This window comes from Leptospira stimsonii (genome assembly GCF_003545885.1).
GTDB classification, from domain to species: Bacteria; Spirochaetota; Leptospiria; order Leptospirales; family Leptospiraceae; genus Leptospira; species Leptospira stimsonii.
Genome location: NZ_QHCT01000001.1, coordinates 750,488 through 768,855, shown reverse-complemented (window position 1 = coordinate 768,855; position 18,368 = coordinate 750,488). Strand labels below are relative to the sequence as shown.

The following is an 18,368-nucleotide window of genomic DNA, read 5'->3' as shown; positions in this document are numbered from 1 at the left end:
CTCTCGGTAAAAAGGCAGGAGATGGTACGAATCGCTTCCTTCGGATGTTTCCAATTTTTTTCACAAATATATTTTTTTGAATTCTTATTGGAGTTCCTACATTTCAAATTTTTGGCGCAAATCCGAAATTAATAATTTATTTCTTTCGATTCTCGGATTGAATTCTAAAATAATTCGTATATTCTTTCTCATTGCGGAAAACGTTTCCGATTATCGATCATTAGGAGAAACTATGAAGAGATATGTAGCGTGTTGTTTGACATTTGTTGTATTCGCCATCGGCGTTTATGCGGAAGCGCCGCCCCCACCCAGCGAGGAAAAAGCGAAAGTCGATCTGCGTTCTCATTGGGCTAAAAAATACAAAGGGGAAACGATCGAGTCCATCGAAAGCGGTGGAGAACCGGTGATCTTGGAAAAGACCGACGTAAAAGGAAAGGTCGTCGAAACGAAATACAAAATTCCTTTTATCGTCGTTTCTAAAAAAGGAAGCGCCAAAACAAAATTCGAAGCGGGTGCAAACTACATTCTTACTAAAAACAACCAGTGGAGTTTTTCCGAAGTCGGAATCGGCGCCGTGGAAAAAATGGCCGGCGGAGATCAGGCGGCTCCGGCGAAACCGAAAGTGAAAGAAATGATTCTCAAAGCGCTCAACGAAAAATATTCGGGAGAATATACTTTTTCCGATCTCAAAATTGATGATGGAGAATTCGGTAGTTCCGGCGAACGATTCTGGTATCGATACCAAGGAGATATGAAACGGAAAGCCGCGGACGGTTCCGCGAACACTTGCAACGATTCGGATTTTACGATTCAGAAGCAAAGCGCAAGTTCCGATTGGACTGTGGAGATTACGTCCCTGGGTAGAGGTTGTTATTGACTTTCCGATTCCTTCGATGCCGGTTCTTTCCGGCATTCAGGTGACACGTTTTCAAATCCGGATTTTCACTTTTTAGATCCATAAACTTTCAGAGTTCCTGAAATCGGGTTTCAGAAGAAGGAAAATCCGGTTGTCCACAGACCTGGACCGGATTTCAGTGTTCTCAGAATGGCGCAAAGCAAACCTGTTAAGAAAATCGTCCTAGCTTACTCAGGCGGGTTGGATACGTCCGTAATTCTCACCTGGCTGAAAGAAACCTATGGTTGTGAAGTAATCGCTTTTACCGCGGACGTAGGTCAAAAAGAAGAACTTTCGGGATTGGAAGAAAAGGGAATTAAGACCGGAGCTTCCAAGGTTTATATCCAAGACCTCCGTCTTGAATTCGCGAGAGATTTTATTTTTCCGGCCATTCAAGGAAACGCGCTCTACGAGATGCGTTATCTTTTAGGAACTTCTTTGGCAAGACCTCTGATCGCAAAAGCAATGGTAGAAGTTGCCGAAAAAGAAGGCGCGGACGCCTTCGCTCATGGAGCGACCGGAAAAGGAAACGACCAGGTTCGTTTCGAACTCGGCGTAAAGTCCTTGGCGCCCGAAAAAACAATCATCGCTCCCTGGAGAATCTGGGAATTCGGCGGAAGAGCCGACCTCATCCAATACGCGAAGTCGAAAGGTATTCCGGTTCCCGTAACCGCTGAAAAACCCTACTCTATGGACAGAAACCTAATGCACATTTCCTACGAAGGTGGTATATTAGAAGATCCTTATAGAGAACCGGATGAGAAAATGTTCCTTCTGACAACTTCACCGGAAAAAGCGCCGGACGCACCGGAATACGTAGAACTCGACTTTCAAGAAGGAAATTGCGTTGCGGTCAACGGCAAAAAAATGAATCCTCTGGAAGTTATGGAAACCCTCAATACGATCGCCGGCAAACACGGCATCGGTCGAGTTGATATCGTAGAAAACAGACTCGTCGGAATCAAGTCGAGAGGCGTTTACGAAACTCCTGGTGGAACCGTATTATTCATCGCTCATAGAGATTTGGAATCCATCACGATCGACAGAGACACACAACATCATAAAGACAAGCTATCGATCGAATTAGCGGAACTCATTTACAACGGACATTGGTTCTCTTCGAGAATGAAAGCTGTTCGCGCATTTGTCTCGGAAACCCAAAGATACGTGACCGGTACCGTAAAAGTTAAAATGTACAAAGGATCTTGTTCCGTTGTGGGAAGGAAATCTTCCGTTTCTCTTTACAATCCGGAAATGGCGACCTTCGAAAAAGAAGAATTGTATAATCAAAAAGACGCGGAAGGATTTATCAATATCTACGGACTCCCAGCGCAAGAAACGGCAAGGCTTCGTAAAAAATGAATCGTATCGCGATTTATCCGGGTTCCTTCGATCCGTTGACAAACGGTCATTTGGACATTCTCCATCGGTCTCTTGCCTTGTTCGACAAGGTAATTATTGCGATCGCGGTGAATTCCAATAAGACAACGTTGTTTTCGATTGAAGAAAGGCTCGGATTTATCAGCGAAGTCACGAGAGGAATGGAGGGCTTGGAAATTGATACGTTCCAAGGTCTTACTGTAGACTATTGCGCCAAAGTCGGAGCGACCAGCATCATTCGAGGCCTGAGAGCCGTTACTGATTTCGACTACGAATATGCAATTTCTCTCATGAACAAAAAACTCGCGCCGGAAGTGGAAACCGTTTTTCTCATGTCTTCAAACGAGTATTCGTTCATATCCTCTACGATCGTAAAGGAAGTCGCGAGACACGGTCGAGACGTAAGCAATCAAGTCCCGGAAATCGTAAGCAAAGCATTACTTAAAAAACTCTCTCAATAAGGAAAAAAAATGTCCAGAACGTTTATCATGATCAAACCCGACGGTGTTAAAAACAAACACGTTGGAGATATTCTCGCAAGAATTGAAAAAGAAGGATTCAAAATTCTTGGTTTAAAATACCTCAAGTTGTCCCTCGAGGACGCAAAACAATTCTATAAAGTTCACTCAGCTCGTCCGTTTTACAACGACCTTTGCTCTTACATGTCCTCCGGTCCGATTGTCGCGGCCGCTCTCGAAAGAGACAACGCGGTTCTTCACTGGAGAGAAGTAATCGGGGCCACCGATCCGAAGGAAGCGGCGGCTGGAACGATCCGTGCGCTCTTTGCGGAAAGCAAGGAAGCAAACGCGGTTCACGGTTCCGATTCGGATGACAACGCGGCTCTGGAAATCTCCTTTTTCTTCAAAGGAAACGAGCTGTTCTAAGAATTTTTCGGAGCCTCACGTCTGTTAGGCTCCGACTTTTCCATTCTTCTTTCAATCTTCACTTCGTCTCCGACGCTTTTTCGGTTAAAAGCAAAGCAAATATAAATAATTTTTCGGTTGTACTTTTGGAAAGAAATTATTAATTCTTTCCAAAATCTGTCAGGAAACGGTTTTTTAAACCGACAATTCTAGTATGAACGCAAGCACAAGAGATCAGATTCAGAAGCACAGCGAAATCATGAAACGATACAGAGCGAACGATCCGTTCGGAGATCCCAACCACGGAACACCGGATTGGATGGACGACGTGATGGAGCTGATCTATTCCCGAGAAGAATTTCTTGTGGACTCGGAGTCGGATTTTGAAATCGAATAATTTCGATTCTTGAGTTAAAATCCGAATCTTTCTCCATTACAAAATTTTCTCCATTCCATCTTAGAAATCTCATCCCGGAAGGGATGCCCCATCTCGACTCAAATTTTCTTCTCTTTCATCAAAGCTGAATAGGAAGGAATTGACCTTTCTCTCGATTCTCTTTCTATTTGAAGTATTAGGAGACGAGAATGTCCGAAAAAACAAAAATCGCAATCGCCCACGGTGATGGAATCGGTCCTGAAATTATGGAGGCGACTCTCAAAATTCTCAACGCCGCCGGAGCCAAGATCGATCCGATCGAAATTCAAATCGGAGAAAAGGTCTATAAAGAGGGACATTCCTCGGGAATCAAACCGGAAGCTTGGGACATCCTGCGACAAACAAAAGTTTTTTTGAAAGCTCCGATTACCACGCCGCAAGGTGGAGGTTATAAAAGTCTAAATGTTACCGTCCGAACTACGTTAGGACTTTTCGCGAACGTAAGACCTTGCTTTTCTTTATATCCTTATGTCGAAACCAAACATCCGATCTTAGATATCGTAATCATCCGCGAAAACGAAGAAGACCTTTATACAGGAATCGAACACCAACAAACCAACGATACGGTCCAATGTCTCAAATTGATTTCTCGTCCCGGTTCTGAAAAAATCATTCGGTACGCGTTTGAATACGCAAGAGCCTATGGTCGCAAAAAAGTGACTGCAATGGTAAAAGATAATATCATGAAGCAGACGGACGGATTGTTCCATGATATTTTTAAGGAAGTCGCGAAGGAATATCCGGAACTCGAATCCAATTCTCAGATCATCGATATCGGAGCCGCGAACCTCGCGGATCGACCTCAGAACTTCGACGTAGTAGTCACTTTGAATCTATACGGAGATATCATTTCCGATATCGTCGCTCAAATTGCCGGCTCGGTAGGAATGGCCGGCTCTTCCAACATCGGGGAAATCGTTTCCATGTTCGAAGCCATTCACGGATCGGCACCGGATATCGCGGGTAAGAATCTTGCCAATCCTTCCGGACTCATCAACGCCGCAGTGATGATGTTGGTTCACATAGGGCAACCGGATATTGCGGCGAAAATCAACAACGCTTGGTTACTGACAATCGAGGAAGGAATTCATACCGGCGATATTTTTAAACCGGGTGTAAGTAGAATCAAGGTCGGAACGAAAGAGTTTGCGGAAGCCGTGATCGGGAATCTAGGTCACCTTCCCGAAAAGTTCAAGCCGGTATCTTTCGGAAAAGCAAAGAAAATTACGATTCCTGAATATAAGAGAGTTCTACAAAAGAAAGAACTGGTCGGAACGGACGTTTTCCTCGATTGGACCGGAAACGATCCGAACGAACTCGGAAAAAAACTCGAATCGATTTCCGGCGATCTGAAATTAAAAATCATCACAAATCGTGGCGTAAAAGTATATCCGGACGGACAACCGGAAACGTTTCTAATCGATCATTGGAGATGTAGATTTGTCAGCAAAGAAGCTCTTTTACATCCAGAAAATCCGACCTACTACCCGATCTCTCACAAACAGATCGGGGAATTACTTTTGAAATTGGACGAAGCCGGCTTTGATGCAATCAAAACGGAAAACCTATATTACTTCAACGGAAAACGGGCGTTCTCCTTAGGTCAGGGAGAATGATCGATTTAAGAGGAAAAACCGTTTGTATCACCGGGATCGGCGGATTCATCGGAAAACGTTTAGCCGAGATCGCTAAGGAACGAGGAATTCTTGTTCGAGGAATCGAGCTCGATCCGACAAAGGTAAAGACACTTCGTGAAGAAGGTTTTACGATCGTTCACGGGAGCACGAGCGATCCCCTCGCAATGCAAGAGGCCGTATCCGGATCGGATTACGTAATTCACACCGCGGCCATCGTGAGAGAGGGAGGTTCCTTAGAAGAATTCAGAAAAGTGAATGTTTATTCCTCGGTAGAATTAGCGAAGATCGCACGAGCTTCCGGTGCAAAGGGTATGATCCATTATTCTTCCGTGATGGTTTACGGCTTTTCCTATCCTGCAAACATTTCCGAAGAAGGACCATTTCGAGGCGAAGGAAATCCTTATTGTATGACAAAGATCGAGGGAGAATCAGCACTCCTCCCTCTCAACGATCCTCCGTCTTTCGGAATTTTATTTATCCGTCCGGGCGACGTTTATGGACCCGGGTCAGGGCCCTGGGTCGTTCGACCGATTCAACTGATGAAGAAAAAATTATTTTCACTTCCGAACGGCGGCAAAGGAAGAATCAATCTAACCTATGTTGATAATCTCGTAGAAGGCACGTTACTCGCCTTAGAAAAAGAAGCTTGGGGAGAAGCGTTTAATATCACGGACGGAACTACGATGACTTGGAAAGAATATTTTTTTCAACTGGCGGATTCCGCCGGACTTTCTAAACCATTGTCGGCTCCGGCTTGGTTTCTAAAGGTTTTGATTTTTATAATGGGAATTCTATACAAGTCCGTTGGAAAAGAACCGCCTGCAACAACCGAAGGGGTTAATTTTATTCTGAGAGAAAATGCAGTTTCGATCGAAAAAGCGAAATCGATTCTAGGGTATCGACCGAAAGTGAAAACGGAAGACGCGTTACAAAGAACACGAGCTTGGATCGGGTCCTACACCAAATCATCATAGAGTTTTCGAATATGATCCTGGGTGAGAGGTTTTGAGAGATAACCTTTCACTTCCGGAAAGGAATTCGCTTTAACGATATCCCTTTCGTCCACCGAGGAGCTTACCATAAAAATCGTAATCTTTTTTGCGAGGTGACCTTGGATTTTTTTAAACTCGTCTAAGAATTGCCATCCATCCATAAACGGCATATTGATATCTAAAAGTATCGCATCGGGAAGTTCTTCCGAATTCGTTCTTAAGTTTTGAAGCTGTTGGATGGCAAGCTCTCCATCCTGAAAGTCTAATAACTTTTTCGTTCTAGCGTCTTTTGCCAAGAATCGTTTCGCAATCATGATATAAATGGTGTCATCATCGATTAACCAGAAATTCATATTATCTTTGTTCAAAGTCATTATATTTGTTAAAATTTATAACGAAGGCGGTTCCCCGACCGGGCGTACTATCCACAGTTATTTCTCCACCTAAAGATTCTATCTGATTCTTCGTCATAAACAATCCGATTCCTTGTCCTTCCTTTTCTCTATGAAAGGTTTTATTCATTTTGAAAATCTGGTGTCCATATTTACGAAGATCGATACCGAGGCCATTGTCTCGAACGACTAAATAGGTTCTATTTTCCTCGTGAAATGAGACGAATGAAATTTCCAATTTACGACTCGGATCGAAATATTTCAGCGAATTACTCAATAAATTCAAAAGAATGCTTTCCAAGTATACTTTTGGATAAAGAATTTCGGGCGCCGCTGTGAAATCATATTTGATTTCGGCGTCTACTTCTTTGATTTGAGCGGAGAGTAAATTCTGCACCTTAAAAAATGCGTCTTGGAAGGAAACCATTTGTTTATCTATGTTTAGATTCCTTCTAATCTTTATCACTTCAATGATATCGTTTAAAGTCGACATCAGGTCATTCGCGCTGATTTCAAGCGATGTAAGAAGATCGTCTTTGTCCGTCTCGTCTTTTTCCAAAAGCATTTGAACTAAGTTGAAAATATTCCCGATCGGCGCACGTAGGTTATGAGAAACGATCTGATTGAATTCTTCCAACTGAGCGTTTCTTTCCGTTAGTCGATTGCTAAGCGCCTGCAGAGTTTCGTTTTTTTCGACCAATGCGGAAATCATATTCTTACGGTCCGTAATGTCTTGAATTTGAGAGATGAAAAACAATGGTTTCTTTTTAGGATCAGTTACGATCGAAACGATCAAAAGAATCCAAATGACACTTCCATTCTTGTGGAAATATCTTTTTTCCATTTTATAAGAATCCCTCTTACCTTCGAGGAGCTCCCGAACCAGACTAAGATCTTCCGATAAATCATCCGGATGAGTGATATTTTGAAACGTAAGTTTTAAAAGTTCTTCCCGCGTATAACCGAGTATATCCAATAGATGAGGATTGACTTCCAACCATTTTCCGTCTAACGAGACCAACGCCATTCCGACTCCGGAATAATAGAATGCGCTGAAAAATTTCTCCTCCGATAATCGGATCTCATCTAAGGCTTGTTTTTTCTCGGTTTCATCGACGATCGCGGTCAGCCCTACGTATTCTCTCGAACTGGTAAGAATTCCGACGACCTCTCCCGTTTCGTTTTGAACTGGTTGTGCGATCGTTTGTAACCAAATATACTTCCCATCTTTCCTAAGAAATTGATATTCGATATGCCCGATTGGAGAACCTTTCTGCGCCGGCTCGTGTGAATTTTTAAAGATACGTTCTTTATCGAGAGGGTTGAAAAAATCATACGGATTTCTACCGATCAATTCTTCCGGTTGATAACCTAACATCGATTTGACAATCGGACTTACAAATAGATAGGTTCCGTCCGGCTTATGATAACAAATTAGCTCGGGGCTTTTTTGAACTAATCGTTTATAGAATTCATCGGATTGAATATTCAATTCATTCAAAATAGGCCTACCGAAAGTAAACTTAAAATAAACGCTCTCATACAAAAAACAATCCAATACCGAGTATGAATTTTTCTTTTTTGCAAAGGATCGAAAGAAATACAATGAGACGAATTCTTTTTAGAATTTACATTTTTAAGAAAAAACATTCGTCGCAGAATTGAGAAAATTCAACTCCAAATATTTTGAATCCAAATTTCTCAAGACGAATACACAAGTGTTCGTAGGGAGGACGCATATAAAAAACGTATGCGAAGAAGGATTGGGATTTGAGTTAAAGGTGGGAAAATCGAAGGTCGCGGGGAAGAATATCGTAGCCGGATTCAGGAAGCCAATCCGGCAGGAAGAGTTTTATTCTCCGTCGTCACCAAGGGCTTCCACAGGACAAATTTCCATGGCTTTTTTCGCGGCCACTTCTTCTTCCGCATTTGCCGGTTGTCTATGAAAGTAAACTTTGGATTCGTCATCCGTATATTTTAAAAGCATGGGCGCTTCTTCCACACAATCGTTGCACGGAACACAACTGTTATCGATATAGTATTTACCGGGAACGTTTTGTTTGACCTTGTCGTTTTTGTCAGCCATGCTTTACAAAGTTAATCGAACGATTGTTTCGTCAACCCTGTTTTCAGAATTGACACCGATTCTAATATAAGAATACTCACGGTACGATGAACGTGCTTTCGGAAAAAATCTCTAGACGCAAACTCTTCGGCTTCGGCCTTGGAGGTTTACTCAGCATCGGCATTGGAACTTTGCTCTTTCGCAGATCGTATTCCGGTACCGTTCCCAAGACATTATTCTTTTCGGAATCCGAGGCCGCATTCTTACAAGCCTATTCTCAAACACTTTTACCGCAGGAACCCGGTTTTCCCGATATTGAAAAAGCCGAAGTCGTACGCCGACTCGATGAAGAATTCTTTTTCGTAGACTCCGGCATCACAGATGATTTTAAATCTCTCATTTTTATCTTAGAATACCTTCCACTTGTAAGCGGTTATTGGAGTCGATTTTCAAGACTAAGCGAGGAAGACAGAAGGAAATTTCTATATTCTCAGGAGAAGACAGATTCCGATCTCATCCGTGCCGCATTAGCAAATCTTAAAATGCCGATCTTTCTGATGTATTACGGACACGAATCGTCTTTCAAAGCAATTTCGTATGACGGCCCTTTTGCGAACCCTCCGGAAAAATTAAGCGAATCCAGAATCTACTATAGAAAAATTTTGGGGGAATCATGAGCGGTCGCGTTTATGAATGGAAGAATCTAGGAGATTCAAGGACTATCAAGGCCGATGTCGTGATCGTAGGAACCGGTTGCGGAGGTGCGACCTTGGCTTACGAGCTTTCCAAGAACGGAAAAAAAGTCGTTCTCATCGAAGAAGGAGGTTATTACCATACAGGAACCTTCGACAATCATGAACTCAATATGGCTGGAAAAGTTTCAGCAGAAAGAAACATGGCGACCGATGGATCCGGATCCATCAATCTCGTATATGGAAAGAACGTTGGCGGTGCTTCGGTTCACTATTGGGCGGACAGTTATAGAACCCCGGACGATCGTTTGAATCTCTGGAAAGAAGAATACGGAGTGCACGGGCATTCTCCAGAAGATCTAAGTCCGTATTGGAAAGAATTGGATGAGACTCTCAACGTACATCCCGCTAAAGAAGAATATCATAATAAAATGAATCAGCTCGTTCGAAAGGCGTGCAAATCTCTTGGGTGGGAAGGGAATCCGGTTCCTCAAGCAAGAAAAAATTGCCAGAAGTCCGGACATTGTATGCAAGGTTGTATGTTCGGCGCAAAACAAAGCCAATTAGTCACGCACATTCCGAAAGCGATGGCATTGGGGGCCGATATCTACGCGGATTGTAAAGCCGTTCGATTGGAACTAAAAGGAGATCGAGTGGAATTTTTAGAGGCGGTCATGATGGACCGACCTTCCGGAAAAGAATCCGAAATCGTTCTTAAATTCGAAGCTCCGGTCTTCGCCATCGCCGCCGGCGGTTTTGGAAGTTCCACTTTCTTACTTCGAAACGGATGGAAGAAAAAATTACCCGCACTCGGAGAAAATCTTGCGATCAACCCGTCCCCCTTTGTTCACGCAATCTATGATGAACCGATCCTCCAATGGAGAAACATTCCGTCCGCATTCGGTGTGGAAGAATTTCGTCTCCCCCGCTTTCAAAATGGCCAATACATAGAAGGCGGATTTCTAATCATGGCCAACCAATTACAACCAGGAAGTCTTGCCGCACTTATTCCTGGATTCGGCACCGAACACCGGGAAATGATGAAAATTCTTCCCCACTTTGGCGGAACAATCGGCTGGATCGACGATGTTCCATCGGAACTAGGAAATATTTCCGTAAGTTCCTCCGGAAAAAGGACCGTATCGTATAACTTCGGTAAGTTGACAAAAGCCTTTCTAAAAGATTGTATACGAAAGCAGGTTCTGCTTAATTTTCGAGCCGGAGCCAAATGGGTTCTCCTTCCGGATCTCAAAAGAACGAAAATCGAATCAGAGAAAGATATTCATAAAGTCGATCAACTCGAGTTAGGCCCGGCTTCTATGATGATGGCCGCGCCACATCCAGCGGGAGGTTGTAGAATGGGACAGGATCCTCTAAGGTCCGTCGTAGACTGGAAACACAGGGTGCACGGACTTAGAAATCTCTACGTCTCCGACTCAAGCGTATTTCCCACGGGTGTTTCGGTTGATCCAAGTTATACGATCATGGCGTTCAGCAAACAGGCCGCCAAATTCATCCTCGAAGATTCCTCCGTACCCACGAATTGACATAAAGAAATTTACTTCTTCTTTCGTTTCAGTAAGAATTTTTTTGACATCTTACTGAAACGTTTTCAAGCCTTCGCGATTTAGAACTCGATAAACAATAATTTCTTGCATTTCAGATGGTGAGGCTTATTATTTTGCTCCGTCGTCCGCAAACCATCATGAAAATTTTTCTTAGACTAAAAGAAGTAAAGCTCCTAATTCTATCTTTTTATATTTTAATAGGAAACTTTTGTGATATTTCTGCTTCGCCCACGCAAAAACAGGACTTAAGCCATGTAATCGAAAAAATCAGACAAAATTCTAAAAATGCGATCCTGAAGTTTAAAGGTATCGATTATAAGAGAGAGTTGACGATCACGGAAACGGATTCCAAAACAGGAAATCAAATTTCGGTCTCAAAGGTCTCTACAAGAAGGGTCGAATACTATTACGAAAGGCCGGTAATCGTGGTTCTGAGTTACAGTAAGAACGGAGAAACACTTCCGCCAAAAGATTACGAACCAGAAAGAACATCTCCCACCTATCCGATCTTTGACGATCAATCGGAAGATCATTATTCCATCCAAATAAAAGGGCCCATTCTTTTTAAAAATCGTGAAAGCTACGTGGTCGATGTCACACCTCGTCAACTTTCACCGAGACATTTTAAGGGGAAGATTTATTACGATAAGAATTCTTTACAACCCTACTATATAGAAGGAACCACTTCCAAGTGGAAGTTCGGCGTCAAGGATATGTATTTTAAAATCAATATGGAATTAACTCCGGACAAAGTCGCTATCGTTCGATCCGGAGACGTTTTTGTTAAAACGCATATTCCACTTCTAAGTCCTGAAAAAGATATTCGTATTCGATTGGAAACGATAGAAGCAGTACCGATTCGAAAATAACATCATAAATTTTGCATACGACAAAGTGAAATCCGACGGCTCGAATGATCCTTGACCGGATCGATAAATAAAATAACATCGAGAATGCAAATGGAATCCTTCGGCAAACCCTTTCTCCTCCTCGGCGCATTCTTTCTTATCCTAGGAATCTTTTTTCTCTATGGAAATAAAATCCCCTTCTTAAACGAGTTAGGTAAACTTCCCGGTGACATTCGAATTGAAAAAGAAAATTTCAAGTTCTATTTTCCTCTTACCACTTCGATTCTCATTAGCGTTTTGATTTCCGTTGTTCTCTTTTTAATTCAAAAGTTCAGAAACGGTTCGCCATGAAAGATGAATTTCGTTTTAGTTCTCGATTCTCTTTTCAAGAAGGGGAAAACGAATTCGCAGAAATCCTTTCCGAATACAAAAGGCAAAACGTAGCATTTATCGATCTAACCGCTTCCAATCCTACTCAAGCAGGGATTCAATATCCATCGGAGGCGATTCGTCATAGTTTTCAAACCGCCGATTTGATCACATATCTTCCGGACCCGCAAGGTGACAAAACGGCTCGTGATACCATTCGCGAATATTATAAATCTAAAGGAATGGAAATCCAATCGGAAGATCTTTTTTTAGTTTCTTCTTCTTCGGAAGCCTACTCTTACTTATTCAAGCTTTTTTGCGATGCGGGGGACTCGATTCTTATCCCTGCCCCAGGATATCCCCTATTTGAATTTCTCTCCGTAATGGAAGGTCTGCATACGATTTCCTATTATACGAAAAAAGAAAATCTTTGGAAATTGCAGAGATCGGATTTGAAACCTAAGGATCTAGAAAAGAGTAAACTTCTTTTAATCGTAAGTCCGAACAACCCCACGGGTTCCATTTTCACCGAATCGGATTTTGAATCGATAAAGGAATTATTAATATATCATAATATTCCTTTGATAATCGACGAGGTATTCTCCGATTACGTTTACGACGGTGAAGTCCATTCAACGTTGATCGACTCGGAAACTCCCGTGATTACCGTAAACGGTTTATCGAAGATTCTGGGAATGCCTGGAATGAAACTTTCCTGGATTCTACTCAGTGGTCCCGCAACCTGGAAAAGAAAAACGAAAGAATTTTTGGAATTAATTTCCGATACTTATCTTTCCGTAAACACTCCCGTGCAAAACGTTCTCTCGGATTTAATGCAGTGGAGAACAATGATCCAAACTCAGATTTTAAAAAGAATTCAAAGAAATCGCACTACTTTGAAACGGATTCTTTCCGAGTTAGAGCTTACTAAAAAAATTCTCTGTGATCTACCGAAGGCCGGCTGGTATTGCACTTTAGAAAGTGAGGGTTTTTTCCCGGAGGAAAAAATCGCGCTTCGTTTATTAAAAGAAAAACAAGTTTATACTCATGCCGGAGAAATGTTCGGTTTTCCGGAGTTAGGTGATTCGGGACGAATTGTCCTGAGTCTTTTGACGGAAACGGAATCGTTCGAAACCGGAATGGGAAGGATTGTTGAATTTTTAAAGGAATCCGGAAGTGCGTAGACAAAGGAGAAATATCTTTGATTCGTTTTCCTCTTTCTAATTTAAGTCTCCACACGGTTTCATTTTAGATTTGGAAAAATCAGATAATAACCAAAGAATCGTCTGCATTGTTTTCGATGTTATAACGAAACAGCACATACGAAATTAGAAAAGAAGAATATTGCAAAATAGATTTCTATTTCTACGAACCGGAAATCTATTCAAATCCCCAGTCCTTTGGTTTGGTCACGCCTAGTTTGACAAAGTCTCTCAGAAATCCCCTGTATCTTCCCACCGTCTCGATTTTGTTAAACGAAGCCGGATTAAAAATTCCTCTTTTTCGAAACAACTTAGAAGGATCTTCCTTGATATCCGACCAAGTCCCAACTTCCAACGTAAGAGGTAAAAATTTCGAATTCCAAGATGATTCTTCTTTATGATATTCGAGATAATGATCGTAAAACTTATCCCAGAGATCTCCGTGAGTCGTGTAGGTTTCACTTTGAGGTCCGTATTGAAAATGAATGTGCCCACAATGGTTTTTGAGATGATCTCCTATCTTCTGATATAAAGGAGTATCGGGGCAAGGAGCCTTTGTATAGGCGTAAGGCCACCAAACATTATCTACCGTTCCAAAACCGGAATGGAGATCCAGCACCGGAATGATCGCGTCTTTCACCTCGAAAAAGGATTCTTGAACCAGACGAAACAAGGCTCTCGATTCCGGCTCCAATCCTTGGCCGCGGTAATAAGGAAGTCGTTTTGAAATTTTTTGACCGCCGAAAAAAGGAAGAGCCTTAACCGCATCAATTCCCGAGTTTCTCATCAGATCCACACCCGCAGGATTCGATCTTTGTTTTAGAACAACACCGCCGGGATTGACGATCGGTAAAACGACGATTCCCAATTTTCCCTTTTTCAAATCAGGAAGATAACCGGTTGAATCGGGATGTAAAATATATTCTAAAAAATCGAGTAAGATAAGAATCCCGATGGTTTCCAAACCGTGAACCCCAGCTACGATTCCGACGGGATGCTCTTTCAGACCTTTATCGGTACCAAGTCGAAGCGCGTGGATCGGAAATCGAAAACCTTCGGTGGTTTTTCTGGAAAAGCCGATCTGACTCAAATTTGCAAGTTTACCACCCAACTTTAAAATTCTGAGAAGTTTCTTATCGTATCGATTGAGTCTTTTGTATCCGCGTAACATTGGTTTAACGATTATCGTTTTGATTGAATTGCTTGGAGCTCATTACATTCTTTTGAAAGTTTCAAAACCCCTGCTTGAATTTTTTCGCAGGATTCATTTGTTACGAGTTGAAAACATCCTCGAACCGCTTCTTTGATCTTTTCCGAATCTTCGTTAGCGAGAAGATAGGCGTTCGATTTGCGAAATTTATCGGCACAGTTTGCAGGATTGAGTCTTTCCTGGACCAAAACCTTTGTCGAATCCTTCAAAGTATCGAGATTTCCGTCGGTACAACTTGCAAGTTTTTGACAATAAGCTGATACTAATTCGGATGATTCTTCTCTCCATTTTTCATCAACGATACCTTGAGGTAGAGAAGTCTTTTTACAAAGAGAAAAACTCGGAAGGAATAAGGTTCCAAGAAGGATCAATAAAAATTTTTTAGTTGTTTGGTTCATAACGTTCGATCACTGTTCCGATTTTTTACGAATATAAATTTCAACACGTTCACCCGAAGCCTTTCCTTCCGGTGTGGAGGAAGAATTTTCAATTGCTTGATAGGCGCTAGACGCTTGGATAGAAATTCTATCTTTTGGAATTTTATAATTCGTAGATAGAGAATCGGCAATCAACTCCGCTCGATACGCATTGTATTCCCAGGCGTTTCTAAAACCTTTTTGAGCCGCTTCATTTCCATACGGAATTTGTACCTTTAGAGAGATATCGACGTCCATCGCCCCGGACAATTCAGAAATCTTTTGAAAAGCAAACGTCATATCCTCGTCAGGCTGAAATTGACCTTCTCCTAAAGACGACCCGAATAGAACGATCTTGATCTCTTCTGTTTCCTGAATTCCTATATTCAGTTTTGCTTTTTCTTTGAGTTTTTTCAATGCATAACTAACGCGTTCCCAAAAACGATAGAGTTGTGTTCGTGGTTGCAGTAAAGGATCTTCTTCAATGGAGACAGTATTTCCTTGAAAAAAGGATTCTCCTAAGCCGAAGCCTCCGCGGATCACGTCGGCCACTTGTTTGAGTTTGGCTTGGTCGACTTGCGAAATGGAGTACATAATAATAAACAAACCCAAGAGTAAGGTGATCATATCGGCGTACGTCAACAACCATCTTTCCCGGTTTTCGTGGGATTCGTCCTTTCGACGACTCCTCTCCAAAAGTTGTCTTCGAAGACGACTCATGCTTCCTTCCGATGATTCCCAAGCAAAGATTCTATGTATTCGGTTTCTCTCTTCTCCACTTCCTCGTAAAAAGAATTAAAGATTTTCGAGGAGACCGGCAAAGTCGCGTTATACGCTTCTTCTACGCTTTGAAAAAGAGCGGAGACTCCCAACATTCCCGCCATAAAACGCGCGGGACGAATCAGATAGGCACTGATCGGCTTATGTGCTAATTCGTAAAAAACTTTTAGATTGCGAAGAACGATTTCAAGTTGTCTGATTCTATCTTTATAATGACCCATCTGACCGTAGTGAAGATCGTATTCTTCTCTTGTGAGGCGTTTTCCGTCCCAGCCAGAATCGACCAGATGTTTTGCAAGAATGGTATCCATCTCTTCGGTCAAATTATTGAGTTCGATCAGATACTCGATATTCTCTCTCGAGCTTTCCTTCATCATACCTTTCACTTTTTGGTATGTGTCCATCGCAAGCTGGAGCCATACTTCTCTTCCATCCAAGTTGTAGATTTTTTCGAAGAAGTATTCCACCATGGGAATCGTTTCTTCCAAATGAAAGTAGTTTGCGTAAAAAACTCGAAATCGCTCCACCTGTGCTCGAACGACTTCGGCTCTAGCCGCTTTTAATTTTTTTCCCGCAAGATCGCTCATTCTTTTTTTGGAATCAGTTCTAATCGATACGCGGAAAAGCCCTGCTGATCGGTTTGTTTTTGAATCGATCCGAATTGATTCGGAAGATTAACCACGTCTCTCCCCATACGAGTAGAAGATCGAAAAAGAATACTCGGGATTCCATCTTTATCGGGAATGATGGAAAAACGAATTCCGTATTTATGATTTCTTCCCCATCCGTCTTTCGTGATCTCAACGAGCGGAACGGAAGAATTGATATACTTTCCTGCCGAGGAAAAAACGCTCGAACCGGGAGAATAGATCCGTTGACCTTCCTTGGTCGTATCGATGCTTACCTTTCCTCCATCTGGAAACGACAGAGAAAGATAAGTCGTGCCTGCATAAGAACCGCGATTCTTAAACCAAAGAACGGCCTCACCTGGAACTCCTTTTTTCCATTCTATAGGCGCCTCCAAGGAAAGAAGGGAAGGAACGGCTACCCTTGGTATATCGGGAACCATCTCCCAACCATTGAAGATAAAATTTTGCGCATAACTGCGATTTGACGGAAAGATCGTGATGTTCTTTTCGGTTTTATTGTAATCGAAGTCGATTCGTTTTGTCTTGATTAGAAATTCATGATCTTTTAGAGAAAGAAGACCGTCCAAAATCTTTTGACCTTTTCGAATTCCGTAAGGAACGGAAAAAAGTCCGAGAGGAGGTTCTTCGCTTAAAACTTCCAGAAAGAGAGAATTGAATCCGTCACCCGGAAGCTCTTCCATTAGAATTCTCTTAACTACGAAACCGGCTTCTTTCGTCTGAGGATTTTCTCCTTCTCCCGGAAGCCAAGAAGACTTCGAAGCGTCATAGTGAAGAGGCCCGATGTTCAAAAGAGAAAAGGAGAATTTACCGATCAAAGACCATTCTCCGCTTTTCTTTTTAAAAATTCCGAGCACTTCTTCTGTTCCGTTCCGAACCAAGGCAAAGGATTCCAGGTCCGGATCCTCGTCTAAGTTTCCTACTTTTTTTAGGGCGACATCGGGATTCTTTTGTTCGGAAGGTGATAACAGTAATTCAACGATTCGAGAATCCGAAGGAGTTTTTGAGGAACAACTCACCGCGACAAAAATCAAAATCAATATTTGAAGAATTTTTTGAATACGAGAAACGAATGGATTCATGGTTCGATAACAGAATCCGGGAGGGAAAAAAGCCTGTCTATGATTTTCCGAGGATCCTAATTTAGATCCAGCACCTCTTTCAAAATTCTAGAATTCACTCTTCCGGTAAATTCGTCTTCGTATCTTTCCAATTCCGTTACAAATTCCTTGGAAAAACCGGCTTCGATCCGAGTTTCAGGAAAGTAATGATATCCTTTCGCCCTTCTCGGAGTAAAAGGAAACTCGATCAGTGAAAGGTAGTATTCCCATTCACTTTTAGATTCGGGCATTTGATTCCGAATGTATTGATATCCGCGTCTGACGTGTTTGATTTCGTCTTCAAAAACTTTCTTCATGATCTCGGCCTTTTGTATATCGCCGAATCTTTCAAAAGCCATCGTGTAAATTCTCGAAAAGTCGAGATTCGCACCTTCGAAAGAAATTGCCATAATGGCGTAAAACTTGTCGAGAGTCTGCATTCTCGGAATTTGTTTCCAGAAGATATAATTGAGAGGTCGATCTCCGAGTTCCATTCCTCCGTTTTTCATTTCAGAAAGATAAAGCCGAAGATGATTCTGTTCCTCCAAAAGAGTTCGATACAAACTCCAACGGACTCTCGACGGCGCATCTTGAAACTTAAGAATGGCGTAGGCAAATAGTTCGATCGCCATCAGTTCGTGATTGGCAAAATGATGAAGCGTTATGTATCGATTTTCATCCGAAAACAATTGTTCCAATCTGGGAATTTTGCTTTTGTGATCACTGATTTGGATTTTTTTTTCCCGGATCGGAAGATTCGGTAAATTAAACATTTCGAATGTTCGAATGTCTTCCGGTGGAATCGACGGAGAGAATAATTTGTCTTCAAGGCCGGCGCCGTAGAGCACCTGCTTTGCGAATTCGTTGAGGGTCATT

Annotated in this window: 21 protein-coding genes; 12 read left to right on the top strand and 9 right to left on the bottom strand. The window is 42.2% G+C overall.

What is annotated here, in order from left to right; all coding sequences use genetic code 11:
- Positions 1-232: 232 nt before the first annotated feature.
- The 7 genes from DLM75_RS03785 to DLM75_RS03755 all read left to right on the top strand — a co-directional run bounded on the left by DLM75_RS03785 (position 233) and on the right by DLM75_RS03755 (position 6,185).
- Positions 233-877, top strand: coding sequence for a hypothetical protein (locus DLM75_RS03785; protein ID WP_118967968.1), 645 nt, complete (start codon positions 233-235; stop codon positions 875-877).
- A gap of 168 nt (positions 878-1,045) precedes the next feature.
- A complete protein-coding gene (locus DLM75_RS03780; protein ID WP_118967172.1) occupies positions 1,046-2,257 on the top strand; it encodes an argininosuccinate synthase in 1,212 nt (403 codons plus the stop codon).
- A complete protein-coding gene (gene coaD, locus DLM75_RS03775; RefSeq protein ID WP_118967171.1) occupies positions 2,254-2,736 on the top strand; it encodes a pantetheine-phosphate adenylyltransferase in 483 nt (160 codons plus the stop codon). Before DLM75_RS03780 ends, coaD begins: the two co-directional genes overlap by 4 nt.
- Before the next feature lie 9 nt (positions 2,737-2,745).
- A complete protein-coding gene (locus DLM75_RS03770; RefSeq protein ID WP_100784672.1) occupies positions 2,746-3,159 on the top strand; it encodes a nucleoside-diphosphate kinase in 414 nt (137 codons plus the stop codon).
- A gap of 193 nt (positions 3,160-3,352) precedes the next feature.
- Complete coding sequence (locus DLM75_RS03765; RefSeq protein ID WP_118967170.1) at positions 3,353-3,535, top strand: hypothetical protein; 183 nt, start codon at positions 3,353-3,355, stop codon at positions 3,533-3,535.
- A 188-nt stretch (positions 3,536-3,723) separates the two neighbouring features.
- Positions 3,724-5,190, top strand: a complete 1,467-nt coding sequence (locus tag DLM75_RS03760; protein WP_118967169.1) for an NADP-dependent isocitrate dehydrogenase — start codon at positions 3,724-3,726, stop codon at positions 5,188-5,190.
- On the top strand, positions 5,187-6,185 hold the full coding sequence (locus tag DLM75_RS03755) for an NAD-dependent epimerase/dehydratase family protein (protein WP_241547814.1): 999 nt from the start codon (positions 5,187-5,189) through the stop codon (positions 6,183-6,185). Before DLM75_RS03760 ends, DLM75_RS03755 begins: the two co-directional genes overlap by 4 nt.
- Here the strand turns inward: DLM75_RS03755 and DLM75_RS03750 are convergent.
- The 3 genes from DLM75_RS03750 to DLM75_RS03740 form a co-directional block, all read right to left on the bottom strand.
- Positions 6,167-6,556 (bottom strand): response regulator, encoded by a 390-nt coding sequence (locus DLM75_RS03750; RefSeq protein ID WP_118967967.1) that lies wholly within the window; start codon positions 6,554-6,556, stop codon positions 6,167-6,169. The genes DLM75_RS03755 and DLM75_RS03750 overlap by 19 nt on opposite strands.
- A gap of 1 nt (position 6,557) precedes the next feature.
- Entirely contained in the window at positions 6,558-8,096 is a 1,539-nt protein-coding gene (locus DLM75_RS03745; protein WP_118967966.1) for a PAS domain-containing sensor histidine kinase, read from the bottom strand.
- 351 nt (positions 8,097-8,447) lie between these two features.
- A complete protein-coding gene (locus DLM75_RS03740; protein ID WP_118967168.1) occupies positions 8,448-8,681 on the bottom strand; it encodes a ferredoxin in 234 nt (77 codons plus the stop codon).
- Between the two features lie 86 nt (positions 8,682-8,767).
- On the opposite strand from DLM75_RS03740, the gene DLM75_RS03735 reads away from it, so the two are divergent.
- The 5 genes from DLM75_RS03735 (at position 8,768) to DLM75_RS03715 (ending at position 13,321) form a co-directional block, all read left to right on the top strand.
- Positions 8,768-9,337: a hypothetical protein gene (locus DLM75_RS03735; RefSeq protein ID WP_118967167.1), complete on the top strand. Its 570-nt coding sequence runs from the start codon at positions 8,768-8,770 to the stop codon at positions 9,335-9,337.
- Positions 9,334-10,899 carry an FAD-dependent oxidoreductase gene (locus tag DLM75_RS03730; protein WP_118967166.1) on the top strand — a complete coding sequence of 522 codons (1,566 nt, stop codon included), beginning with the start codon at positions 9,334-9,336 and terminating at the stop codon, positions 10,897-10,899. Before DLM75_RS03735 ends, DLM75_RS03730 begins: the two co-directional genes overlap by 4 nt.
- 158 nt (positions 10,900-11,057) lie before the next feature.
- Positions 11,058-11,789 (top strand): hypothetical protein, encoded by a 732-nt coding sequence (locus tag DLM75_RS03725; RefSeq protein ID WP_118967165.1) that lies wholly within the window; start codon positions 11,058-11,060, stop codon positions 11,787-11,789.
- Between the two features lie 90 nt (positions 11,790-11,879).
- A complete protein-coding gene (locus DLM75_RS03720) occupies positions 11,880-12,119 on the top strand; it encodes a DUF2905 domain-containing protein (RefSeq protein ID WP_118967164.1) in 240 nt (79 codons plus the stop codon).
- Positions 12,116-13,321, top strand: a complete 1,206-nt coding sequence (locus tag DLM75_RS03715; protein WP_118967163.1) for a pyridoxal phosphate-dependent aminotransferase — start codon at positions 12,116-12,118, stop codon at positions 13,319-13,321. The genes DLM75_RS03720 and DLM75_RS03715 overlap by 4 nt, the downstream gene beginning before the upstream one ends.
- A 196-nt stretch (positions 13,322-13,517) precedes the next feature.
- Here the strand turns inward: DLM75_RS03715 and DLM75_RS03710 are convergent, their stop codons facing one another.
- From DLM75_RS03710 to DLM75_RS03685, 6 genes are read right to left on the bottom strand one after another with little or no spacing between them, the layout of a single operon-like run.
- Positions 13,518-14,510: a M14 family zinc carboxypeptidase gene (locus DLM75_RS03710; protein ID WP_118967162.1), complete on the bottom strand. Its 993-nt coding sequence runs from the start codon at positions 14,508-14,510 to the stop codon at positions 13,518-13,520.
- Positions 14,511-14,521: 11 nt separating this feature from the next.
- Positions 14,522-14,947: an LA_2478/LA_2722/LA_4182 family protein gene (locus DLM75_RS03705; protein WP_241547813.1), complete on the bottom strand. Its 426-nt coding sequence runs from the start codon at positions 14,945-14,947 to the stop codon at positions 14,522-14,524.
- 9 nt (positions 14,948-14,956) lie between these two features.
- A complete protein-coding gene (locus DLM75_RS03700) occupies positions 14,957-15,685 on the bottom strand; it encodes an OmpA/MotB family protein (protein WP_118967161.1) in 729 nt (242 codons plus the stop codon).
- A complete protein-coding gene (locus tag DLM75_RS03695; RefSeq protein ID WP_118967160.1) occupies positions 15,682-16,332 on the bottom strand; it encodes an FFLEELY motif protein in 651 nt (216 codons plus the stop codon). Before DLM75_RS03695 ends, DLM75_RS03700 begins: the two co-directional genes overlap by 4 nt.
- Positions 16,329-17,474, bottom strand: coding sequence for an LIC13341 family surface-exposed protein (locus DLM75_RS03690; RefSeq protein ID WP_167731725.1), 1,146 nt, complete (start codon positions 17,472-17,474; stop codon positions 16,329-16,331). Before DLM75_RS03690 ends, DLM75_RS03695 begins: the two co-directional genes overlap by 4 nt.
- Before the next feature lie 56 nt (positions 17,475-17,530).
- On the bottom strand, positions 17,531-18,367 hold the full coding sequence (locus DLM75_RS03685; protein WP_118967159.1) for a DUF455 family protein: 837 nt from the start codon (positions 18,365-18,367) through the stop codon (positions 17,531-17,533).
- Position 18,368: the final 1 nt, after the last annotated feature.